The organism is Stenotrophomonas sp. STEN147 (genome assembly GCF_056757995.1).
This window is the reverse complement of the sequence record NZ_JBRRCG010000004.1, coordinates 147,568-165,549: the sequence shown is the minus strand read 5'-3', so window position 1 is coordinate 165,549 and position 17,982 is coordinate 147,568. Positions and strand designations below refer to the sequence as shown.

The 17,982-nt window shown below is 67.7% G+C and carries 16 protein-coding genes; 11 read left to right on the top strand and 5 right to left on the bottom strand.

From position 1 onward, the window contains the following. Window positions 1-75 precede the first annotated feature (75 nt). The 5 genes from cls (at window position 76) to ACVOKU_RS06940 (ending at window position 6,480) form a co-directional block, all read left to right on the top strand. Window positions 76-1,494: a cardiolipin synthase gene (gene cls / locus ACVOKU_RS06960; protein WP_197600287.1), complete on the top strand. Its 1,419-nt coding sequence runs from the start codon at window positions 76-78 to the stop codon at window positions 1,492-1,494. Between the two features lie 69 nt (window positions 1,495-1,563). Next, window positions 1,564-2,985, top strand: a complete 1,422-nt coding sequence (locus ACVOKU_RS06955) for an FAD/NAD(P)-binding protein (RefSeq protein ID WP_481559480.1) — start codon at window positions 1,564-1,566, stop codon at window positions 2,983-2,985. A 9-nt stretch (window positions 2,986-2,994) separates the two neighbouring features. Beyond that, window positions 2,995-5,187, top strand: a complete 2,193-nt coding sequence (uvrD, locus tag ACVOKU_RS06950; protein WP_053519932.1) for a DNA helicase II — start codon at window positions 2,995-2,997, stop codon at window positions 5,185-5,187. Between the two features lie 125 nt (window positions 5,188-5,312). Then, window positions 5,313-5,867: a hypothetical protein gene (locus tag ACVOKU_RS06945; RefSeq protein ID WP_049433087.1), complete on the top strand. Its 555-nt coding sequence runs from the start codon at window positions 5,313-5,315 to the stop codon at window positions 5,865-5,867. 166 nt (window positions 5,868-6,033) lie between these two features. Beyond that, window positions 6,034-6,480 (top strand): universal stress protein, encoded by a 447-nt coding sequence (locus tag ACVOKU_RS06940; RefSeq protein ID WP_049433086.1) that lies wholly within the window; start codon window positions 6,034-6,036, stop codon window positions 6,478-6,480. A 127-nt stretch (window positions 6,481-6,607) separates the two neighbouring features. Here the strand turns inward: ACVOKU_RS06940 and ACVOKU_RS06935 are convergent, their stop codons facing one another. Then, a complete protein-coding gene (locus ACVOKU_RS06935) occupies window positions 6,608-6,892 on the bottom strand; it encodes a DUF2782 domain-containing protein (RefSeq protein ID WP_053519930.1) in 285 nt (94 codons plus the stop codon). A 99-nt stretch (window positions 6,893-6,991) separates the two neighbouring features. Between ACVOKU_RS06935 and polA the strand changes: the two genes are divergently transcribed. Both polA and ACVOKU_RS06925 read left to right on the top strand, forming a co-directional pair. Then, on the top strand, window positions 6,992-9,766 hold the full coding sequence (gene polA, locus ACVOKU_RS06930; protein ID WP_481559479.1) for a DNA polymerase I: 2,775 nt from the start codon (window positions 6,992-6,994) through the stop codon (window positions 9,764-9,766). 326 nt (window positions 9,767-10,092) lie between these two features. Further along, window positions 10,093-10,575, top strand: coding sequence for a DUF421 domain-containing protein (locus tag ACVOKU_RS06925; protein WP_053519928.1), 483 nt, complete (start codon window positions 10,093-10,095; stop codon window positions 10,573-10,575). A 48-nt stretch (window positions 10,576-10,623) separates the two neighbouring features. Here the strand turns inward: ACVOKU_RS06925 and hemF are convergent, their stop codons facing one another. Genes hemF through ACVOKU_RS06905 form a run of 4 tightly spaced genes read right to left on the bottom strand, consistent with a single transcriptional unit; the run spans window position 10,624 to window position 14,940 of the window. Beyond that, entirely contained in the window at window positions 10,624-11,520 is an 897-nt protein-coding gene (gene hemF, locus ACVOKU_RS06920; protein ID WP_481559478.1) for an oxygen-dependent coproporphyrinogen oxidase, read from the bottom strand. 49 nt (window positions 11,521-11,569) lie between these two features. Then, window positions 11,570-12,130: a hypothetical protein gene (locus ACVOKU_RS06915; RefSeq protein WP_180876463.1), complete on the bottom strand. Its 561-nt coding sequence runs from the start codon at window positions 12,128-12,130 to the stop codon at window positions 11,570-11,572. Between the two features lie 27 nt (window positions 12,131-12,157). Beyond that, the gene (locus tag ACVOKU_RS06910; protein ID WP_481559477.1) at window positions 12,158-12,577 is read right to left on the bottom strand and encodes an NUDIX hydrolase; all 420 of its coding nucleotides are present in this window, start codon (window positions 12,575-12,577) and stop codon (window positions 12,158-12,160) included. Then, the gene (locus tag ACVOKU_RS06905) at window positions 12,574-14,940 is read right to left on the bottom strand and encodes a S9 family peptidase (RefSeq protein WP_481559476.1); all 2,367 of its coding nucleotides are present in this window, start codon (window positions 14,938-14,940) and stop codon (window positions 12,574-12,576) included. Before ACVOKU_RS06905 ends, ACVOKU_RS06910 begins: the two co-directional genes overlap by 4 nt. A gap of 167 nt (window positions 14,941-15,107) precedes the next feature. On the opposite strand from ACVOKU_RS06905, the gene ACVOKU_RS06900 reads away from it, so the two are divergent. The 4 genes from ACVOKU_RS06900 (at window position 15,108) to ACVOKU_RS06885 (ending at window position 17,982) form a co-directional block, all read left to right on the top strand. After that, on the top strand, window positions 15,108-15,437 hold the full coding sequence (locus ACVOKU_RS06900; protein ID WP_053519923.1) for a hypothetical protein: 330 nt from the start codon (window positions 15,108-15,110) through the stop codon (window positions 15,435-15,437). Window positions 15,438-15,474: 37 nt separating this feature from the next. Beyond that, window positions 15,475-16,116, top strand: a complete 642-nt coding sequence (locus tag ACVOKU_RS06895) for an RNA polymerase sigma factor (protein ID WP_312555639.1) — start codon at window positions 15,475-15,477, stop codon at window positions 16,114-16,116. Then, window positions 16,113-16,328 carry a hypothetical protein gene (locus ACVOKU_RS06890; RefSeq protein WP_481559475.1) on the top strand — a complete coding sequence of 72 codons (216 nt, stop codon included), beginning with the start codon at window positions 16,113-16,115 and terminating at the stop codon, window positions 16,326-16,328. Before ACVOKU_RS06895 ends, ACVOKU_RS06890 begins: the two co-directional genes overlap by 4 nt. A 256-nt stretch (window positions 16,329-16,584) precedes the next feature. Beyond that, window positions 16,585-17,982, top strand: coding sequence for a cytochrome ubiquinol oxidase subunit I (locus ACVOKU_RS06885; RefSeq protein ID WP_053518068.1), 1,398 nt, complete (start codon window positions 16,585-16,587; stop codon window positions 17,980-17,982).

The following is a 17,982-nucleotide window of genomic DNA, read 5'->3' as shown; positions in this document are numbered from 1 at the left end:
TGAGGCAGTCGAGCAAGCTCGACTCTACACACCCCGCTGGGCAGAATGGCCCATCACCTGCCGACGGACGACGCGATGCTGGTTGAGTGGTTGCTGGGATCGTATCTGCTGCTGATCGACTGGCTGATCCGGCTGGTCGCGCTGTGCTGGATTCCGACCCGCACCACGCCGGGCGCGGCCCGCAGCTGGCTGCTGCTGGTCGGTTTCGTGCCGCTGCTGGGCCTGCCGTTGTATCTGCTGTTCGGCCACCCGTGGCTGTCGCGCGAGCGCATCCGCCGCCAGGCCGAGGCCTCGCAGGTCATCCGCGAAGAGCAGGCACTGCAGCGCCGCCTGCGCTGGAAGCCGGAACCGGATACGGCCAGTGCGGAAATCGTGCCGCTGGTGCAGCGCCAGGGCGATTTCATGCCGGTGCACGGCAACGCCGTCGATCTGCTCACCGATTACGACGAATCGCTGCACACGCTCATCGCCGACATCGACCAGGCCGAAGACCGCGTGCACCTGCTGTACTACCTGATGTTCGACGATTCGGTGGGCGAGGCCATCGTCGAGGCGCTGCAGCGTGCCGCCGCCCGTGGCGTGCAGTGCAGGGTGCTGCTGGACGCGGTGGGCGCCAAGCGTGGCCTGCGCGCCTACCGCAAGCGCCTGCAGGCGCGCGATATCGAAGTGCGGGCGATGCTGCCCGGCGGGCTGCGCTGGCGCCGCAGCGGCCGCATGGACCTGCGCAACCATCGCAAGATCGCGGTGATCGACAACGAAGTGGGCTACATCGGTTCGCAGAACCTGGCACGGCCGGAGTTCGTGCCAGGCCATCCCAACCGCGAGCTGGTGGCGCGTGTGCGCGGCCCGGCGGTGGCACACCTGGAAGCGGTGTTCGCCAGCGACTGGTACATCGAGACCGGCCAGCGCCTGGACGTCATTGCCGACGTACCCGAGTGCAGCGACGATGTTGCCACCCAGCTGCTGCCCAGCGGGCCGGCCTATCCGTACAGCAACGCGCGTGATGCCGTCGCCGCGCTGATCCATCTGGCCCGCCGGCGGCTGGTGATGGTCACCCCGTACTTCGTGCCGGACGAAGCAACCCTGAGCGCGCTGCGCATCGCCGCGCTGTCCGGGGTGCAGGTGCAGCTGATCCTGTCGGCCAGCAACAACCAGCGGCTGACCGCCTGGGCGCAGGAGGCCTACTACGACGAGCTGCTGCGCTGTGGCGTGCGCATTGCCCTGTACGAGCCGCAGTTCCTGCACGCCAAGCACATGAGCGTGGATGAAGACATCGCGGTGCTTGGCTCGATCAACATGGATATCCGCTCGTTCGCGCTGAATGCCGAGATCGGCCTGGTCTGCTACGACCGCGCGCTGGTGACGCAGCTGTGCGCCATTGAAGACGATTACCTGCGCCAGTCGCGCCAGCTCGATCTGCAGCAGTGGCGCAAGCGTCCTGCCTGGCGCCGCAGCCGCGAAGGCATCGCACGCCTGGCCGATGCGTTGATGTGAGCCGGTGCGCCGGAGCTCGAGCGGTCTCGATCATTGTGCACGCGGCGGCACTCCGGCCCGTCATGGCCGATGGCCTACAATCGGCACATGACTGATTCACCGTGTAATGGCGAACTGGACCTGGCGATCATCGGTGGTGGTGCGGCCGGGGTGCTGGTGGCGATCCAGGTGCTGCGCCAGGCCCGGTCGCCACTGGCGCTGGCCATCTTCGAACCCGCCTCGCAGCTGGCCCAGGGCATCGCCTATGCCACGCCGTGGCCGGAACACCTGCTGAATGTGCCGGCGGCGAAAATGAGTGCGTTCGCCGAGCAGCCCGGTGACTTCCTCGATTACCTGATGGCCGCCAACGCCTATCCGGGCGAGGCGCGCGAGGTGCTGGGCGAGCGTTATGTCGGCCGCCATCATTTCGCCGCGTACCTGCAGCAGCGTCTGCAGGAGGCGGTTGCGGCCAGCCCGGCGCAGCTGCAGGTGATCGCGCAGCCGGTGCGGGGCCTCACCCCGGATGACTCCGGTTATGGGCTGCAGCTGGGCGATGGCCACACATGGCACGCCGCGCAGGTGGTGCTTGCCACCGGCAACAGCATGCGTCCGCTGCCGGTGGCCGGTGCCGATGGACTGCCTGCCGACACCGTGGTCGAAGCCTGGGACTACGACGGCGTGCGCGCGTTGGCAGGCGCGCACGCGCTGGCCATCGTCGGTTCCGGTCTGAGCATGGCTGATACGGTGCTGGCGCTGGTCGCGGGCGGTCACACCGGCCCGCTGCATGTGATTTCCCGTCATGGCCTGCTGCCGCTGCCGCATGCGCACGCGGGCCTGCCGGATTTCGACCCCGCCCCCCTGCTGCCGATGACGCTGCGGCAGCGCCTGCGCACGCTGCGCCGGCAGGTGCGCCGGGCCGAGGCGGATGGCCTGCCCTGGCAGGGCGTGATGGACCGCCTCCGTCCGCATGGGCAGGCGCTGTGGTGCAGCCTCGACGAGGCCGACCAGCGGCGGTTCCTGCGCCATGGGGTGCGCTACTGGGATGTACATCGCCATCGCATCGCCGAAGAGGTCGATGCACAGTTGCGCGCATTGCAGGCCAGCGGTCAGCTGCGCGTGCATCGCGCACGCCTGGATCGGGTCTGGCGTGAGGGCGATGCGCTGCAGCTGTCGGGCCACGATGCGGCCGGACACCCGCAGCAGTGGACGATCGGTGGTGTGATCAACGCCACCGGTGTGGAGACCCGCGCCACCGCGTTGCGCAATCCGTTGCTGCAGCAGCTTCAGGCCGATGGCCTGGCCCGTCCCGGGCCGCACGGGCTGGGCCTGGACAGCACGGTGCCGGGCGACCGCCTGCGCAGTGCCAGTGGCCAGCCGCAGGCACGGCTGGGCGTGCTCGGCAGCCTGCGCATCGGCAGCCTGTGGGAAAGCCTGGCGGTGCCTGAACTGCGCCAGCAGGCGCAGGCACTGGCCACCCAGGTGGTCGCAGGAGCCGCGACGGCGATGCCGTAAAATGGGGGCATGGATGTCTCCCACCTGCTTGATGGCCTGAACCCGGCCCAGCGCGAAGCCGTCTCCGCTCCCCCCGGCCACCACCTGGTGCTGGCCGGTGCCGGTTCCGGCAAGACCCGCGTACTTACCCACCGCATCGCCTGGCTGCATGAGGTCGAAGGCGTGCCCACCCATGGCATCTTCGCGGTGACCTTCACCAACAAGGCTGCCGGCGAGATGCGCCACCGCATCGACGCACAGCTGCCGCATGGCAGCCGTGGCATGTGGATCGGTACCTTCCACGGCCTGGCCAACCGCCTGCTGCGCCTGCACTGGCAGGACGCAAAGCTGCCCGAAGGCTTCCAGGTGATGGATTCGGACGACCAGCTGCGGCTGGTCAAGCGTGTGGTGCAGGCGCTGGAGATCGACGACGGCAAGCATCCGCCCAAGCAGATCGCGTGGTGGATCAACGAACAGAAGGATGAAGGCCGCCGCCCGCAGCACATCCAGCCCGAGCCGCACGATGCGTGGCTGGAAACCATGCGCCAGGCCTACATCGAGTACCAGGCGCGCTGCGACCGTGCCGGCCTGGTCGACTTCGCCGAACTGCTGCTGCGCGCGCATGAGCTGCTGCGTGACAATCCCGGCCTGCTGGCGCACTACCGCGCCCGCTTCCGCGAGATCCTGGTGGACGAGTTCCAGGACACCAATGCCATCCAGTACGCCTTCGTGCGCGTGCTGGCCGGGGAGTCCGGCCATGTGTTCGTGGTCGGCGACGACGACCAGGCCATCTACGGCTGGCGCGGTGCCAAGGTGGAGAACGTGCAGGGCTTCCTGCGTGATTTCCCGGGCGCGCAGACCATCCGCCTGGAACAGAACTACCGCTCCACGGCCAACATCCTAGGTGCTGCCAACGCGGTGATCGCGCACAACCCCGATCGCATCGGCAAGCAGCTGTGGACCGACAGCGGTGATGGCGAGCCGATCGACCTGTACGCGGCGTACAACGAGATGGACGAGGCCCGCTACATCGTCGAACGTGCCCGCCAGTGGGTGCGCGATGGTGGCAGCTACACCGAAGTGGCCGTGCTCTACCGCAGCAATGCCCAGTCGCGCGCGCTGGAAGAAGCTCTGCTGAGCGAGCAGGTGCCGTACCGCGTGTACGGCGGCATGCGCTTCTTCGAACGTGCCGAGATCAAGGACGCGCTGGCCTACCTGCGCCTGCTCTCCAACCGCAACGACGATGCCGCCTTCGAGCGCGCGGTGAACACGCCGACCCGCGGCATCGGTGAACGCACTCTCGACGAAGTGCGGCGCGAAGCACGAGCGCAGGGCATTTCGCTGTGGGAAGCCACCATGCTGGTCACCCAGGGCAATGCGCTGGCCGCGCGTGCGCGCAACGCACTGGCGGGCTTCCTGGTGCTGGTCAACGAACTGCAGGCGCAGACCCGGGACATGACCCTGGCCGAGCGCGTGGACCACGTGCTCTCGCGCTCGCAGCTGCGTGAGCACTGGAGCAAGGAAAGCCGCAATTCGCTCGACTCCGAATCGCGCACCGACAACCTCGACGAACTGGTCTCGGTCGCCTCGCGCTTCGTGCGGCGTGCCGATGACATCGAGGAAGTGGGCGAGGACATGGACGAGCTGGTGGCGTTCCTGGCCTACGCTGCGCTGGAGGCCGGCGAGGGCCAGGCGCAGGCCGGCGAGGACGGCGTGCAGCTGATGACCCTGCATTCGGCGAAGGGCCTGGAATTCCCCCTGGTGTTCCTGGCCGGCATGGAGGATGGCCTGTTCCCGAGCGCGCGTTCGCTGGAAGAAAGCGGCCGGCTGGAGGAAGAGCGGCGCCTGGCGTATGTGGGCATCACCCGGGCGCGGCAGAAGCTGGTGCTGTGTTACGCCGAATCACGCCGCATCCATGGCCAGGACAACTACAGCCTGCCTTCGCGCTTCCTGCGTGAGATTCCACGCGGGCTGCTGCATGAAGTGCGGCCGAAGGTGCAGGTCTCGCGCCCCGCGTCGCTGGGCAGCAGCCGGGTGATGGGGCATGCCGCCATCGAGCTGCCGCCGATCAAGCTCGGCGCGCTGGTCAGCCATCCCAAGTTCGGCGAAGGCATGGTGACCGATTACGAAGGCAACGGCGCCCACGCCCGCGTGCAGGTCGAGTTCGCCGACGCCGGCAGCAAGTGGCTGGTGATGGCCTACGCCAACCTGACGGTGATCTGATCACCGTCGGGGGGGTGCTGGGATACCTGTAGAGCCGAGCCCATGCCCGGCTGCTTTTCACGGCACAAGCAGCCGAGCATGGGCTCGGCTCTACAATAGGCGGCATCTCTTCCAGGAATGCCCCCATGACCGAGCCCACGCTGCATGTCACCGTGACCTTGAACGCCAGGCTGCAGCCTGAGCATCGCCACGAGCTGTTCGAGGATCCGCTCGATGCGTTGCTGCAGGCCGCCGAAGTGGGCGAAATCACCGGCGGCGGGACCGCCCTCTCCGATGACGGCGAGGTCGAGTACGGCGACATCGAGGTGGCGCTTCATGACGCGGCGGGTGTGCCGAAGTTGATCGATCTGCTGGAGCAGCTGGGCGCGCCGAAGGGATCGAAGGTGCAGGGCGCCGGGGACGGCGACCGCGGTTTCGGCGTCACCGAAGGCCTGGGCATCTATCTGGATGGCCAGAACCTGCCGGACGAGGTCTACGAACAATGCGATTCCAACCATGTGTTCGAACAGCTGTCCGAACGCATCGATGGCCTGGGTGAGATCTGCAGCTGGTGGCAGGGCCCGACCGAGACCGCGCTGTACATGTACGGCCAGTCGTTCGAGGCGATGCGTGATGCGATCGCCGGGTTCGTGGCCAGCTACCCGCTGTGCCAGAACGCACGCGTGGTGCAGATCGCCTGAGAGGGCCACCTGTAGAGCCGAGCCCACGCTCGGCTCATCCGTCCGGAGCCGAGCATGGGCTCGGCTCTACAGGCGCCGGCCGGATTGATCCTGCTCAAAGCGCCACGTGCACATCGGGTGTGCAATGGTGGCGTTCCCATCCGGCGGATTGCCACGGAGCCCCACCATGTACACGCGCATCCTGATCGCCACCGACGGGTCCGAGCTGGCCGACAAGGGCCTGGCCAAGGGCCTGGAGCTGGCGAAGGACCTCAATGCAGAGGTCGACATCGTCACCGTTTCCGAGCCGTGGGCTGTCGGCATGTACGACGCCATGGGCTGGAGCGTGGGCTACATGAACAGCCCCGAGTACAAGGCCGATCGCGAGGAAGGCGCGCAGAAGGTACTGCAGCCTGCACTGGCCAAAGCCGCCGAGCAGGGCATCCAGGCCAACCCGGTGCATGTGCTGGACCGCTACGCGGCCGACGGCATCATCGAGACCGCTGCCGAGCGCAACAGCGACCTGATCGTGATGACCTCGCATGGCCGTCGTGGCGTGACCCGCGTACTGCTGGGCAGCCAGACCGCCGAAGTGCTGGCACGCAGCACGCTTCCGGTGCTGGTCATCCGCTGAGGCACGTGTTCCCGGGGAGGGGACACCGACGCCGGCCGCAGGATGCGCGCCGGCGTCATCTTTTGTGCAGCCGGGCTCGCCGGGGTCGGATCCCTTTTTTGCGGAAACGGATCCGACCCCTGTCACATCACCAGCTGTAGAGCTTCCAGTACACCGGCGAGACGCCGTCCTTGTCGGTGTCCATGCGGCCGTCGCCGTTCTTGTCGTACATGTAGAACGGGGCACCCCGCGACGGCGTCACCTTGACCATGCGCAGCTGCCCGGCCACGCGGTACTCCTCGATGGTGTCGCCGTTGCTCATGGTGCGGCTGGAGACCTCGGCGCCCTTGACGTCGACCGGGGGCGCCCCGGCGCCACCCATGCTGGCGCAGCCGGCAAGCAGGAGCAGGGAGGCCAGCATCAGAGTCTTCATGGGCGGTGGTCCTTTGCCTGGAAAGAGATTCGATTATGCCCCATCGTCGGGCATGCGCCGTGTCGCCGCTGTGCAGGGACAGGCGCGTAGAATCGCTGCATGAGCAGATTAGTCCTGATCGACGGGTCCAGTTACCTGTACCGCGCGTTCCACGCGCTGCCGCCCCTGTCCAATGCACAGGGCGAGCCCACCGGCGCGCTGTTCGGCGTGGTCAACATGCTGCGCTCGACGCTGAAGGAGCGGCCGGCCTACGTCGCGTTCGTCGTCGATGCGCCCGGCAAGACCTTCCGTGATGACCTGTACGACCAGTACAAGGCCAACCGTCCCCCGATGCCCGACGAGCTGCGCAGCCAGGTCGAGCCGATGTGCCGCATCGTCGAAGCGCTGGGCATCAGCATCCTGCGCGTTCCGGGCGTGGAAGCCGACGATGTGATCGGCACGCTGGCCCTGCAGGGCCAGGCGCAGGACCTGAAGGTGACGATTTCCACCGGCGACAAGGACTTCGCCCAGCTGGTGCGGCCGGGCATCGAACTGGTCAACACCATGACCGGCAGCCGCATGGATTCGGACGCGGCGGTGATGGAGAAGTTCGGTGTGCGCGCCGACCAGATCGTCGACCTGCTGGCGCTGATGGGCGACAGCGTCGACAACGTGCCGGGCGTGGAGAAATGCGGGCCGAAAACCGCCGCCAAGTGGCTGGCCGAGTACCAGCACCTGGACGGGGTGATGGCGGCCGCGCCGACCATGAAGGGCAAGATCGGCGAAAACCTGCGTGCGGCGCTGGAGCGCCTGCCGCTGAACCGCGAGCTGGTGACGATCCGCACCGACGTCGCGCTGGAGGCCACCCCGACCACGCTGGCGCTGCGCGAACAGGACGTGCCGGCGCTGACCGAGCTGTACGCGCGCTACGGTTTCACCCAGGCGCTGAAGGAACTGGGGGCGCCGCTGCCGGCACCGGCCGTGGCCAGCGAGGCGGCACCGAGCCTGCGTGGCACGGCGGCCGGCTTCGCCCGTGGCAGTGCGGAGGCACCGGCCGAGGGCACGCTGGATCCGGCACTGGCCGCGCCAGGTGAATACGAGACCGTGCTTGCCAGCGAACAGCTGCAGGCCTGGGTCGAGCGGCTGCAGCAGGCCGACCTGATCAGCTTCGATACCGAGACCGACGCGCTGGATGCGATGCGCGCGCGCCTGGTCGGTGTCAGCCTGGCGGTCGAGCCGGGCAGGGCGGCCTACATCCCGGTGGGCCATGACTACCCCGGCGCACCGGCGCAGCTGCCGCTGCAGCAGGTGCTGGACGCGTTGCGCCCGGTACTGCAGGACCCGGCAAGGAAGAAGCTGGGCCAGCACGGCAAGTACGACCTGCATGTGCTGCGGCGCCACGGTATCGAGGTGCAGGGTTACCACGACGACACCATGCTTGAGAGCTTCGTGCTCAATTCCACCGCCACCCGCCACGACATGGATTCGCTGGCCCTGCGTTACCTGGGCTACACCACCATCAAGTTCGAGGACGTGGCCGGCAAGGGCGCCAAGCAGATTCCGTTCTCGCAGGTGGGCATCGACGAGGCCAGCCGCTATGCGGCCGAGGACGCCGACATCACCCTGCGCCTGCACCGCGCGCTGCAACCGCAGCTGCTGGCCGAACCGGCCCTGGACAGCGTGTACCGCGACATCGAGATGCCCCTGGTGCCGGTACTGGCCAGCATCGAGGCCAACGGTGTACGCATCGATGCCGACGAGCTGCGCCGGCAGAGCCAGGACCTGTCTTCGCGCATGCTGGCCGCGCAGCAGAAGGCCACCGAGCTGGCCGGGCGCAGTTTCAACCTGGATTCGCCGAAGCAGCTGCAGGCCGTGCTGTTCGACGAGCTGAAGCTGCCGGCGGTGGTGAAGACCCCGAAGGGCCAGCCCAGCACCAATGAAGAGGCGCTGGAGGCGATCGCCGACCAGCATGAGCTGCCGCGGGTGATCCTCGATTACCGTGGCCTGGCCAAGCTGCGCAGCACCTATACCGACAAGCTGCCGGAGATGGTCAACCCGGATACCGGCAGGGTGCACACCAGCTACCACCAGTCCGGCGCTGCCACCGGCCGCCTGTCCTCCTCGGACCCGAACCTGCAGAACATCCCGATCCGCACCGAAGATGGCCGCCGCATCCGCCGCGCCTTCGTCGCACCGGAAGGCTGCCAGCTGCTGGCCGCCGACTATTCACAGATCGAACTGCGGATCATGGCCCACCTGTCCGAAGACCCGGGCCTGGTGCGCGCCTTCGAGCAGGGCGCCGACGTGCACCGCGCCACCGCCGCAGAAGTGTTCGGCCGCACCCTGGACGAGGTGACGCCGAACGAGCGCCGCGCGGCCAAGGCGATCAATTTCGGCCTGATGTACGGCATGAGCGCCTTCGGCCTGGCCCGCAACCTCGGCATCGACCGGGGCCAGGCGCAGGATTATGTGGCGTTGTACTTCAGCCGTTACCCGGGCGTGCGTGACTTCATGGAGCGGATGCGCCAACAGGCCCGTGACCAGGGCTATGTGGAGACGCTGTTCGGCCGCCGCCTGTATCTGAACGATATCCATGCACGCAACCAGGGCCTGCGTGCCGGTGCTGAACGCGCCGCGATCAACGCGCCGATGCAGGGCACCGCTGCCGACATCATCAAGCGCGCGATGGTGGATGTTGACCGCTGGCTGCGCGACAGCGGGGCCCCGGCGCGGATGATCCTGCAGGTGCACGATGAACTGGTGTTCGAAACCGAGACTGCGTTTGTCGAGGAGCTGCGGGAAAATGTGGTGCAGCGCATGTCGCAATCGGCACAGTTGCGCGTTCCTTTGGTGGTCGACACCGGCGTAGGTAAGAACTGGGACGAGGCACACTGAGTCGCTTTCGGTCGTGAAACGACGTGAATTTGTTCATCTGGCCACAGTTTCTGACTCAGCCATGAATACTCGCCCCATTGCGGTTCATTAAATTGGCTCCCTTCACGAACCGTTAGTGTTCGGAGTGGTTCTATAGCTCTCGACAGGCGCAATGCCTGTTGTGGATCTCTCCCATCCCCTGGAGCAGATCTCGGAACGGGGACTCCTCCCCAAGTGCCCGTTCCCCGGCCCCGTTGACCTCCCCCTGGTCAGCGGGGCTTTTTATTTGCGCCGCCGGCAGGCTGCCGGCTGCTAGGCTGGGCCACCGCCCAGCAGGGGAGCCCGCAATGCACGATCTGTTCGCACTGGCGATGCCGTGGTGGGAGTTCATCCTGCGCGCGGTGGTGGTCTACACCGTTGTGCTGGGCCTGGTGCGCCTCAGCGGCAAGCGCGCGCTGGGGCAGATCACCCCGTTCGACGTGCTGCTGATCGTGCTGCTGGGCAACGCGGTGCAGAACGCGCTGCTGGGCCAGGACACGTCCCTGGGCGGTGGCCTGCTGCTCGCCGCGACCCTGATCCTGCTCAACTACGGCGTGGGCTGGGTGACCACCCGCAACCGCCGCCTGGAGCGCCTGATCGAGGGGGAACCGGTGGTGATTGCCCGTGACGGCACCCTGTTGCGGGATGTTCTGCGCCGCGAGCTGATCAGCCGGGCCGACTTCGATGCCGCCATGCGCCAGCAGGGCTGCCTGCGCATCGATGATGTGCAGGTGGCGCTGCTGGAAACCACCGGCCACATCACGATCATCGCCCGGCACACGGACGCGTAGGGCCGGCGGCGTCCGTGCGGGGACGGCCACGCCGCCCCGCGAGATGCCCTAGAGCCAGTCGCGCGGGACCAGGTAATCGGCCAGCCGGGCTTCCGGACTGCCCGCCTCGGGGGTGAAGCCGTATTCCCAGCGCACCCGCGGCGGCAGGCTCATCAGGATGCTTTCGCTGCGGCCGCCGCTCTGCAGGCCGAACAGCGTGCCGCGGTCGTAGACCAGGTTGAATTCCACATAGCGGCCCCGCCGGTACAGCTGGAATTCGCGCTCGCGCTCGCCATGGGCGATGTCCTTGCGCTGCTGCAGGATCGGCAGATAGGCGTCGAGGAAGCCGTCACCGACCGCCCGCAGGTAGTCGAAGTCGCGTTCGAAATCGCCGTGCAGATCGTCGAAGAACAGGCCGCCGATGCCGCGCGTTTCGTTGCGGTGGCGCAGGAAGAAGTACTCGTCGCACCAGCGCTTGTGCGCGCTGTAGCGCTCTTCACCAAACGGCGCGCACAGGTCGTGGGCGACCTGGTGCCAATGGCGCACGTCCTCGTCGAAGGGATAGAAGGGGGTCAGATCGAAACCACCCCCGAACCAGCTGGCCACCACTTCGCCGTCGCGCTGCGCCTGGAAGAAGCGCACGTTGGCATGGGTGGTGGGCACATAGGGGTTGAGCGGGTGGAACACCAGCGATACGCCGGTGGCGCGCCAGGATGCACCGGCCAGCTCTGGGCGGTTGGCCGAGGCCGACGGCGGCAGGCGGCTGCCGGAGACATCCGAGAAGCCGATTCCGGCCTGTTCTAACACCGCGCCGTCGCGCAGCACGCGGGTACGGCCACCCCCGCCTTCAGCGCGCTGCCACAGGTCTTCCTGGAAGCGGGCCTGGCCGTCGGCCGCTTCGATCGCCGCACAGATGCGGTCCTGCAGGTCGGTCAGGTAGGCGCGCACGCGCTCGAATTCGTTCATGACGCGTACTTTACCGCAGGGCCTGCCGCACGCCGAGGGCGAGGGCAGGTCAGTGGAAGCAGGAGCGGATATCCGGCCGCAGCAGGCGCCAGGCCAGCCAGCCCTGCGCGACGAGCAGGGCGAAGGCGCCGCCGAACAAGGTCAGCGACATGAGGATGTGCTGGGTTCGCGCTTCGCGCAGTGTGTCTGGATCGACGATACGCCCGATGACGTCGGCGAGGATGCTGTCCAGCCACCCGGCGACGGCGAAGTTTGCCAGGGCCGAGAGCCACAGCAATGCCACGTAGCTCCAGAGGCCCCAGCGACGTCGCCGGGCGAATCCCCAGCTGGAAAGCACGGCGGGGATCGCTGACAGCATCAGCCACAGGGTAGCGTCCACTGGTTTGCGCAGTATCCACAGCAGGCTTGGCGGGAACTGCTGTTCAGTGGCCGACAGCAGCATCCACCGCCAGAACGGGCCGCCGGACAGCTGCCAGACCACCAGCGCCTGAATCGCCATGGCCACCACGAACGCTGCGCAGATCAGCAGCGACGCCAGGCCGAGCGGCCGCACGAAATCCTCCGGGTTGAGCGGCGTAGCAGGGCGGTGCCGGGGCGGTTGAAGCGACATCCGATGTCCTTGGCTGCAGTGGTGTCTTCAGCGGGTCGCCACCCGGGTGGCAACGGCCGGCAGGATATGGTGTTCGCTCAAGGGTGCCAAGCGCAGGCCATGGGGCGGGCGCAGCGGCACCCACGCCAGCTCGGCGATTTCCGCGCGTGCCTGCGGCGCGCCCTGTACCTGCACCCACCAGGCCTCGGCCTGTACGCGATGACCAGGCTCGTTCACCGCCCAGTCCTGGAAATGGCCCAGCGCCACGATCGGGTCGGCGAGCAGGCGCACACCCAGCTCCTCGTCCAGTTCGCGGGCGAGCGTCTGCAGTGGCGTTTCGCCCGGTTCGGGCTTGCCTCCGGGCTGGATGAAGCGGTCGGCGCCGTGCTTGCGTACCACCAGCGCCCGGCCGTGGTCGTCGACGATGACCGCGGCCACGATGTGGATCGTGGCCGCGGCACTGCTCACTTCAGGTTCTGCTCGAACAGCTTGAGGATGCGCTTGTACTGGTCCAGCCAGGAGTCGGCGCGGACGTAGCCGTGGCGTTCCAGCGGGTACGGGGCGATCGACCAGTTGTCCTTGTGCAGCTCGATCAGGCGCTGGGTCAGGTTCACCGAGTCCTGGAAGAACACGTTGTCATCCATCATGCCGTGCGCGATCAGCAGGTTGTCCTGCAGGTTCTGCGCGTACTCGATCGGCGAGGACACACGGTACGCCTCCGGATCGATGTCCGGCGTGTTGAGGATGTTGCTGGTATAGGCGTGGTTGTAGTTGTGCCAGTCCACCACCGGGCGCAGCGCGGCACCGGCCTTGAAGGTGCCCGGTGCGCGGAACAGCGCCATGAAGGTCATGAAGCCGCCGTAGGAGCCACCGTAGATGCCGGCGTGGTCACGGTCGCCCTGCTGGGTGTCCACCAGCCAGTCCAGGCCGTCCTTGTAGTCTTCCAGTTCCGGGTGGCCCATGTTGCGGTAGACGGCCGTGCGCCAGTCGCGGCCGTAGCCCTCGCTGCCGCGGTAGTCCATGTCCAGCACGATGTAGCCCTTCTGCACCAGCAGGTTGTGGAACATCTGCTCGCGGAAGTAGGCCGGGTAGCGCTGGTGCACGTTCTGCAGGTAGCCGGCACCGTGCACGAACATCACGATCGGGTACTTCCTGCCCGGTTCCTTGTGCTCGGGTTCGTAGTACTTGGCCCAGACCACGCCGGCGCCATGCCTGGACGGTACCGCCACCAGCTTCGGCTGGATCCACTGGCGCGCCTTGAAGTCGGCGCTGCGGGTATCGGTCAGCACGCGGGCCTGGCCGCCCGCGCTGGGCAGCACCGCCAGCTGCGGTGGCAGGTAGGCACCGGAGTAGCGCACCAGCAGCTGCTGGCCATCCGGCGACAGCGAGAAGTCTTCCACGCCGTTGAGGCTGGTCAGCTCGCGGACCTGACGGCTGCCGGTGTCGACCGCGCAGACTTCGTAATCGTGCGGGGCCTGCGGGTTGCACAGGAAGTAGAAGCCCTTGCCGTCGGCCGACAGCACGGGCGCGGAGGTCTCCCACTTGCCGCTGGTCAGCGCCTGCGGCCGGGCAGTGCCGGCCTGGGTGTACAGGTGCGAGAAGCCCGATTCCTCGGACAGCAGCCACAGCGTGCGGCCATCGGCCATCCAGCCGAAATCGTTGAAGCCCCAGTTGATCCACGCGTTGTCGGTCAGCCGGTGGCGGTTCTGCACGCGGCCGTCGCTGCCGATGCTGACGATCCAGCGGTCCTTGTTGTCGTTGGCGCGCAGCATCACCGCCGCCTGCTGGCCATCGGCGCTCCAGCGCATGCCGCCGCCCATGAAGTCGCTCATCACCTGCACGCTGCGTTCGCCCTTCAGCGCCTCCTTGCCGGCCTTGCGACGCAGGTCGGCCAGCGGGTCGGTGGCGATGCCCGGCAGGCCGGACAGCGACAGCTTCTGCGCCTTGCCGCTGCGCACGTCCACGTACCACAGGGTGTGCGGCTCGTTGCCGTTGCGACCGACGCGGGTGCGGGTGTCCTCGGTTTCCTCGTAACCGGATTCGGTCACGTACAGCGGCATCTTGCTGGTGCGGCCCTCGTCGAAGTCCTTCGGCGTGGTCACCACGATCAGGTGGCCCAGGTCCGGCGACAGCACGCTGTCGGCGATCTCCACGTCGGCGCCCAGGTATACCGGGCCCGGCGCGCGGGTCGGGTCGGCCTGGCGCCAGCGCTGGTCCTGGTCCTTCAATGCCTCGCGCTGCTCGCGGTCGCGACGCAGGGTTTCCAGGGTACGCAGCTGCTGGTCGCGCAGCAGGTCGTCCTTGGGCGCGCTGCTGGGGTCCTTGTCGGCCTTCAGGCTGGCAACCTGCTGCACGCCGCCGGCAGCGGTCCAGTGGAACCAGTTCTGGCCCACCCGCCAGATCACGCCGTTGTCGGCAGCGAAGTTGACCCCGCTGGCACGCTCGTTGCTGCGCGTGAGCTGGGTGAGCACGCCGCTGCGCAGGTCGCGCACGAACACGTCGCCGTTGCGGACGAAGGCGCTGCGGGTGCGGGTGCGGTCGTAGACCGGATCGGCCACGTCCAGGGTGCCGCGCTGGTCGTCAGCCACCTGGGCCGCAACACCACCGGCCACGGGCTGGCGGAAGGTGTCGCGCACCGGGCTGCCGTTGCGCTTGAGCTGGTACTCGACCTGCTGGCTGTTCCACGACCACCAGGCCTTCTCGACCGGCGGACCGATCCAGTCCGGATCCGCCATGGCCTGTTCGATGGTGATCGGCGTCGGCGCGGCATGGGCGGCCGGTGCGGCCAGCACGGCCGACAGCAGGAGGGACAGGGGCAGCACTCGGGACATGGGCGGACGGCACCAGAAAAGGAAACCGGGCAAGGGTAGCAGCCGTTCGCGCCGCAGGAGGGGGCCACAGGTCATGGCAGCGGGATCGGCAAAGCGGTGCAACCGGTGCCCCCCATCGCGCATCCATTCTCCTGAACCCGCATCATTCACCGCACAGGAGCACGACCATGCAGGAACTCATCCCGATCACCCTCTTCATCTGCATCGCCTACGCCATCCACGCCATCGCCGATGCGCGCGCGCGCAGCAAGCTGGTCGCACCGCACGTGCCCGAGGAGGTGATCCGCTCCCTGGCCGTGCTGGAGGAAGAGCGCCGCCGCCAGGGCGCGCTGCGCTGGGGCATCAGCCTGGTGTGCCTGGCTCTGGCCATGGGCCTGCTGGAAGTCCTGGGCGCCCGCGACCTCACCTTTGGCGCCGCCGCCGCTCTGGTGGGCAGTGCTGGTCTGGGCCAGCTGCTGGCCTGGCACTTCACCCGCCCCGCCGTGCGCAAGAGCTGAGCGCCGGCATGCCACACGCCCCGGGGGAGCGGTGCGCATGAGCCTGCTGGGCGAAGCCCTGTCCGCCCTGCGCGGCCGCCGCCGGCAGGACGCCGCGGCGGCCGCGGTCATCGACGATGATGCGGCGCTGGTGCGGGCCATCATCGATGGCTCGCAACCGGCGTTCGCGCAGCTGGTGCAGGCCCATCAGCGCACGTGCGCGCATGTGATCGGGCGCATGGTGGGTGACCGCGATCAGGTCGCTGACCTGCTGCAGGAGACCTTCCTGGCGGTGTTCCGGCAACTGCACCGGTTCCGCTTCGAATCCTCGCTGCGGACCTGGATCTCACGGGTGGCCTACACCACCGCATTGCAGCACCTGCGTCGCCGGCGCCTGGAAGCGCAGTGGATGGTGGCGGTGGAGGTACCGGAGGATCTGGGCATCGGTGACGAGGGACCGGGCCCGGCCGAACTCAGCCAGGCGCTGCAGGCCGGCCGCCAGCTGGGTGCGGCGCTGGAGCGGTTGAGCCCGCCGCAGCGCCTGATCGTCGGCCTGCACTACCTGGAGGATTTCGACCTGGCAGAGATCGAGCAGGTGACCGGTCTTGCGCGCGGTACCATCAAAAGCCACCTGCACCGCGCGCGTCTGCTCCTGAAGCAGGAACTGACGCGGCATGCCACCGCCGGAGAACTGCTGTGAACCCACCGACCGATCCCCGCGATGCCGACGAGCGCGTGCTGGCGCAGGCGTTGCGTGAACAGGCACGGCAGGAACAGACCCCGGACGTGAGCGAGGCGTTGCAGACCCGTATTGCCAGTGAGTCGCGCGACAGTGGCGTGGGCTATGTGGTGGTGCAGGTGCTGCTGGTGGGTGCGCTGCTGGCGGCCGGTGCCTGGTACTTCTGGCATTGAGGCTGTCGCCGGGCATGGCCCGGCGCTACCTGGGGATCAATGGATAGCGCCGGGCCATGCCCGTCGGATCGGCGGATCAATAGGTAGCGCCGGGCCATGCCCGGCGGATCGGCGCCCGCAGGTCATGGGGCGCGGCCATGCCCGGCGGCTTCCCCTGCGACAGAGTGAAGCAGCGCGTCACCCGGTCGCATCCCGTCTTAACGAAATCCTCCTAAAGTGGTCCGGTATCCCACCGGTCGCAGGCAGGAGGCGTCCCTTGGACGCGTTGTTGTTGTCCCGGATCCAGTTCGGATTCGTCATCAGTTTCCATGTGCTGTTCCCGGCCTTCACCATTGGCACGGCCAGTTGGCTGGCCTTCGTCGAATGGCGCTGGCTGCGTACCCGTCTCCCGGTCTGGCGGGAGCTGTATTTCTTCTGGCAGAAGATCTTCGCCGTATCGTTCGGCATGGGCGTGGTCAGCGGCATCGTCATGGCCTTCCAGTTCGGCACCCACTGGCCACGGCTGAGCGAGGTGGCCGGTACCGTCATCGGCCCGCTGCTGACCTACGAGGTACTGACCGCGTTCTTCCTGGAAGCCAGCTTCCTGGGCGTGATGATGTTCGGCTGGGGCCGGGTCTCGCCGCGCCTGCATTTCCTGTCCACCTGCATGGTGGCGCTGGGCACGCTGTTCTCCACGTTCTGGATCCTGTCGTCCAACAGCTGGCTGCACACCCCGGCCGGCTACGAGATGGTCAATGGCATCGTGCATCCGGTGGACTGGTGGCAGGTGGTGTTCAACCCGTCGTTCCCGTACCGGCTGGCGCACATGGCGCTGGGCTCGTTCATCACCACCTGCTTCGTGATCGGCGGTGTGGGTGCGTGGTACCTGCGCAGGGGAACGCATGTGGAGGCGGGCCGGCGCATGCTGATCGCGGCCGTGGCGTTCGCGGCGCTGACCGTGCCGGTGCAGATCTTCGTCGGCGACATGCATGGCCTGAACACCCTCAAGCACCAGCCGATGAAGATCGCGGCGGTGGAAGCGCACTGGCATGAATCCGGCGAAGGCGAGGGCGTGCCGCTGGTGGTATTCGCGCTGCCCAACGAAAAGGAAGAGCGCAACGACTTCGAAGTCGCCATTCCGAAGCTGGGCAGCGTGATCCTGACCCATTCGCTGGACGGCACCTTCGATCCGCTGACTTCGGTACCGGCCAGCGAACGGCCTCCGGTGACGCCGGTGTTCTTCGCCTTCCGCATCATGGTCGGACTGGGCACGCTGATGCTGCTGCTGGCATGGGTGTCGGCGTTCCAGCTGTGGCGGAGGAAGCTGCTGGATTCGCCGTGGCTGCTGCGCGGCTGGAACTGGATGCTGCCGAGCGGCTTCATCGCGCTGCTCTCCGGCTGGTTCGTCACCGAGATGGGGCGGCAGCCGTGGGTGGTCTACGGCGTGCTGCGCACTGCCGATGCGGTCGGCCCGCAGAGCGCATGGATGACCGCGCTGTCGCTGGGGGTCTATGTGGTCGGTTACGCCTTCGTCTTCGGCTGGGGCATCTGGTACCTGGTGAAGATCCTGCGGCATGGCCCGCAGCCCCACGATCAGGGGCCCTCGCTGGACCACGGCAGCCACACCCCGGCACGTCCGCTGTCCGCCGCCGACGAACCGCTGGAGGAGCGCTGA

Bases quoted from the DNA above. Each gene is read 5' to 3' on its own strand.
- ACVOKU_RS06905 (WP_481559476.1), bottom strand. From the start codon at position 14,940: ATGTCCCGAGTGCTGCCCCTGTCCCTCCTGCTGTCGGCCGTGCTGGCC.
- cls (WP_197600287.1), top strand. From the start codon at position 76: ATGCTGGTTGAGTGGTTGCTGGGATCGTATCTGCTGCTGATCGACTGG.
- ACVOKU_RS06925 (WP_053519928.1), top strand. From the start codon at position 10,093: ATGCACGATCTGTTCGCACTGGCGATGCCGTGGTGGGAGTTCATCCTG.
- ACVOKU_RS06955 (WP_481559480.1), top strand. From the start codon at position 1,564: ATGGCCTACAATCGGCACATGACTGATTCACCGTGTAATGGCGAACTG.
- ACVOKU_RS06900 (WP_053519923.1), top strand. From the start codon at position 15,108: ATGCAGGAACTCATCCCGATCACCCTCTTCATCTGCATCGCCTACGCC.
- ACVOKU_RS06915 (WP_180876463.1), bottom strand. From the start codon at position 12,130: ATGTCGCTTCAACCGCCCCGGCACCGCCCTGCTACGCCGCTCAACCCG.
- ACVOKU_RS06895 (WP_312555639.1), top strand. From the start codon at position 15,475: ATGAGCCTGCTGGGCGAAGCCCTGTCCGCCCTGCGCGGCCGCCGCCGG.
- polA (WP_481559479.1), top strand. From the start codon at position 6,992: ATGAGCAGATTAGTCCTGATCGACGGGTCCAGTTACCTGTACCGCGCG.
- hemF (WP_481559478.1), bottom strand. From the start codon at position 11,520: ATGAACGAATTCGAGCGCGTGCGCGCCTACCTGACCGACCTGCAGGAC.
- ACVOKU_RS06940 (WP_049433086.1), top strand. From the start codon at position 6,034: ATGTACACGCGCATCCTGATCGCCACCGACGGGTCCGAGCTGGCCGAC.
- ACVOKU_RS06945 (WP_049433087.1), top strand. From the start codon at position 5,313: ATGACCGAGCCCACGCTGCATGTCACCGTGACCTTGAACGCCAGGCTG.
- ACVOKU_RS06935 (WP_053519930.1), bottom strand. From the start codon at position 6,892: ATGAAGACTCTGATGCTGGCCTCCCTGCTCCTGCTTGCCGGCTGCGCC.
- uvrD (WP_053519932.1), top strand. From the start codon at position 2,995: ATGGATGTCTCCCACCTGCTTGATGGCCTGAACCCGGCCCAGCGCGAA.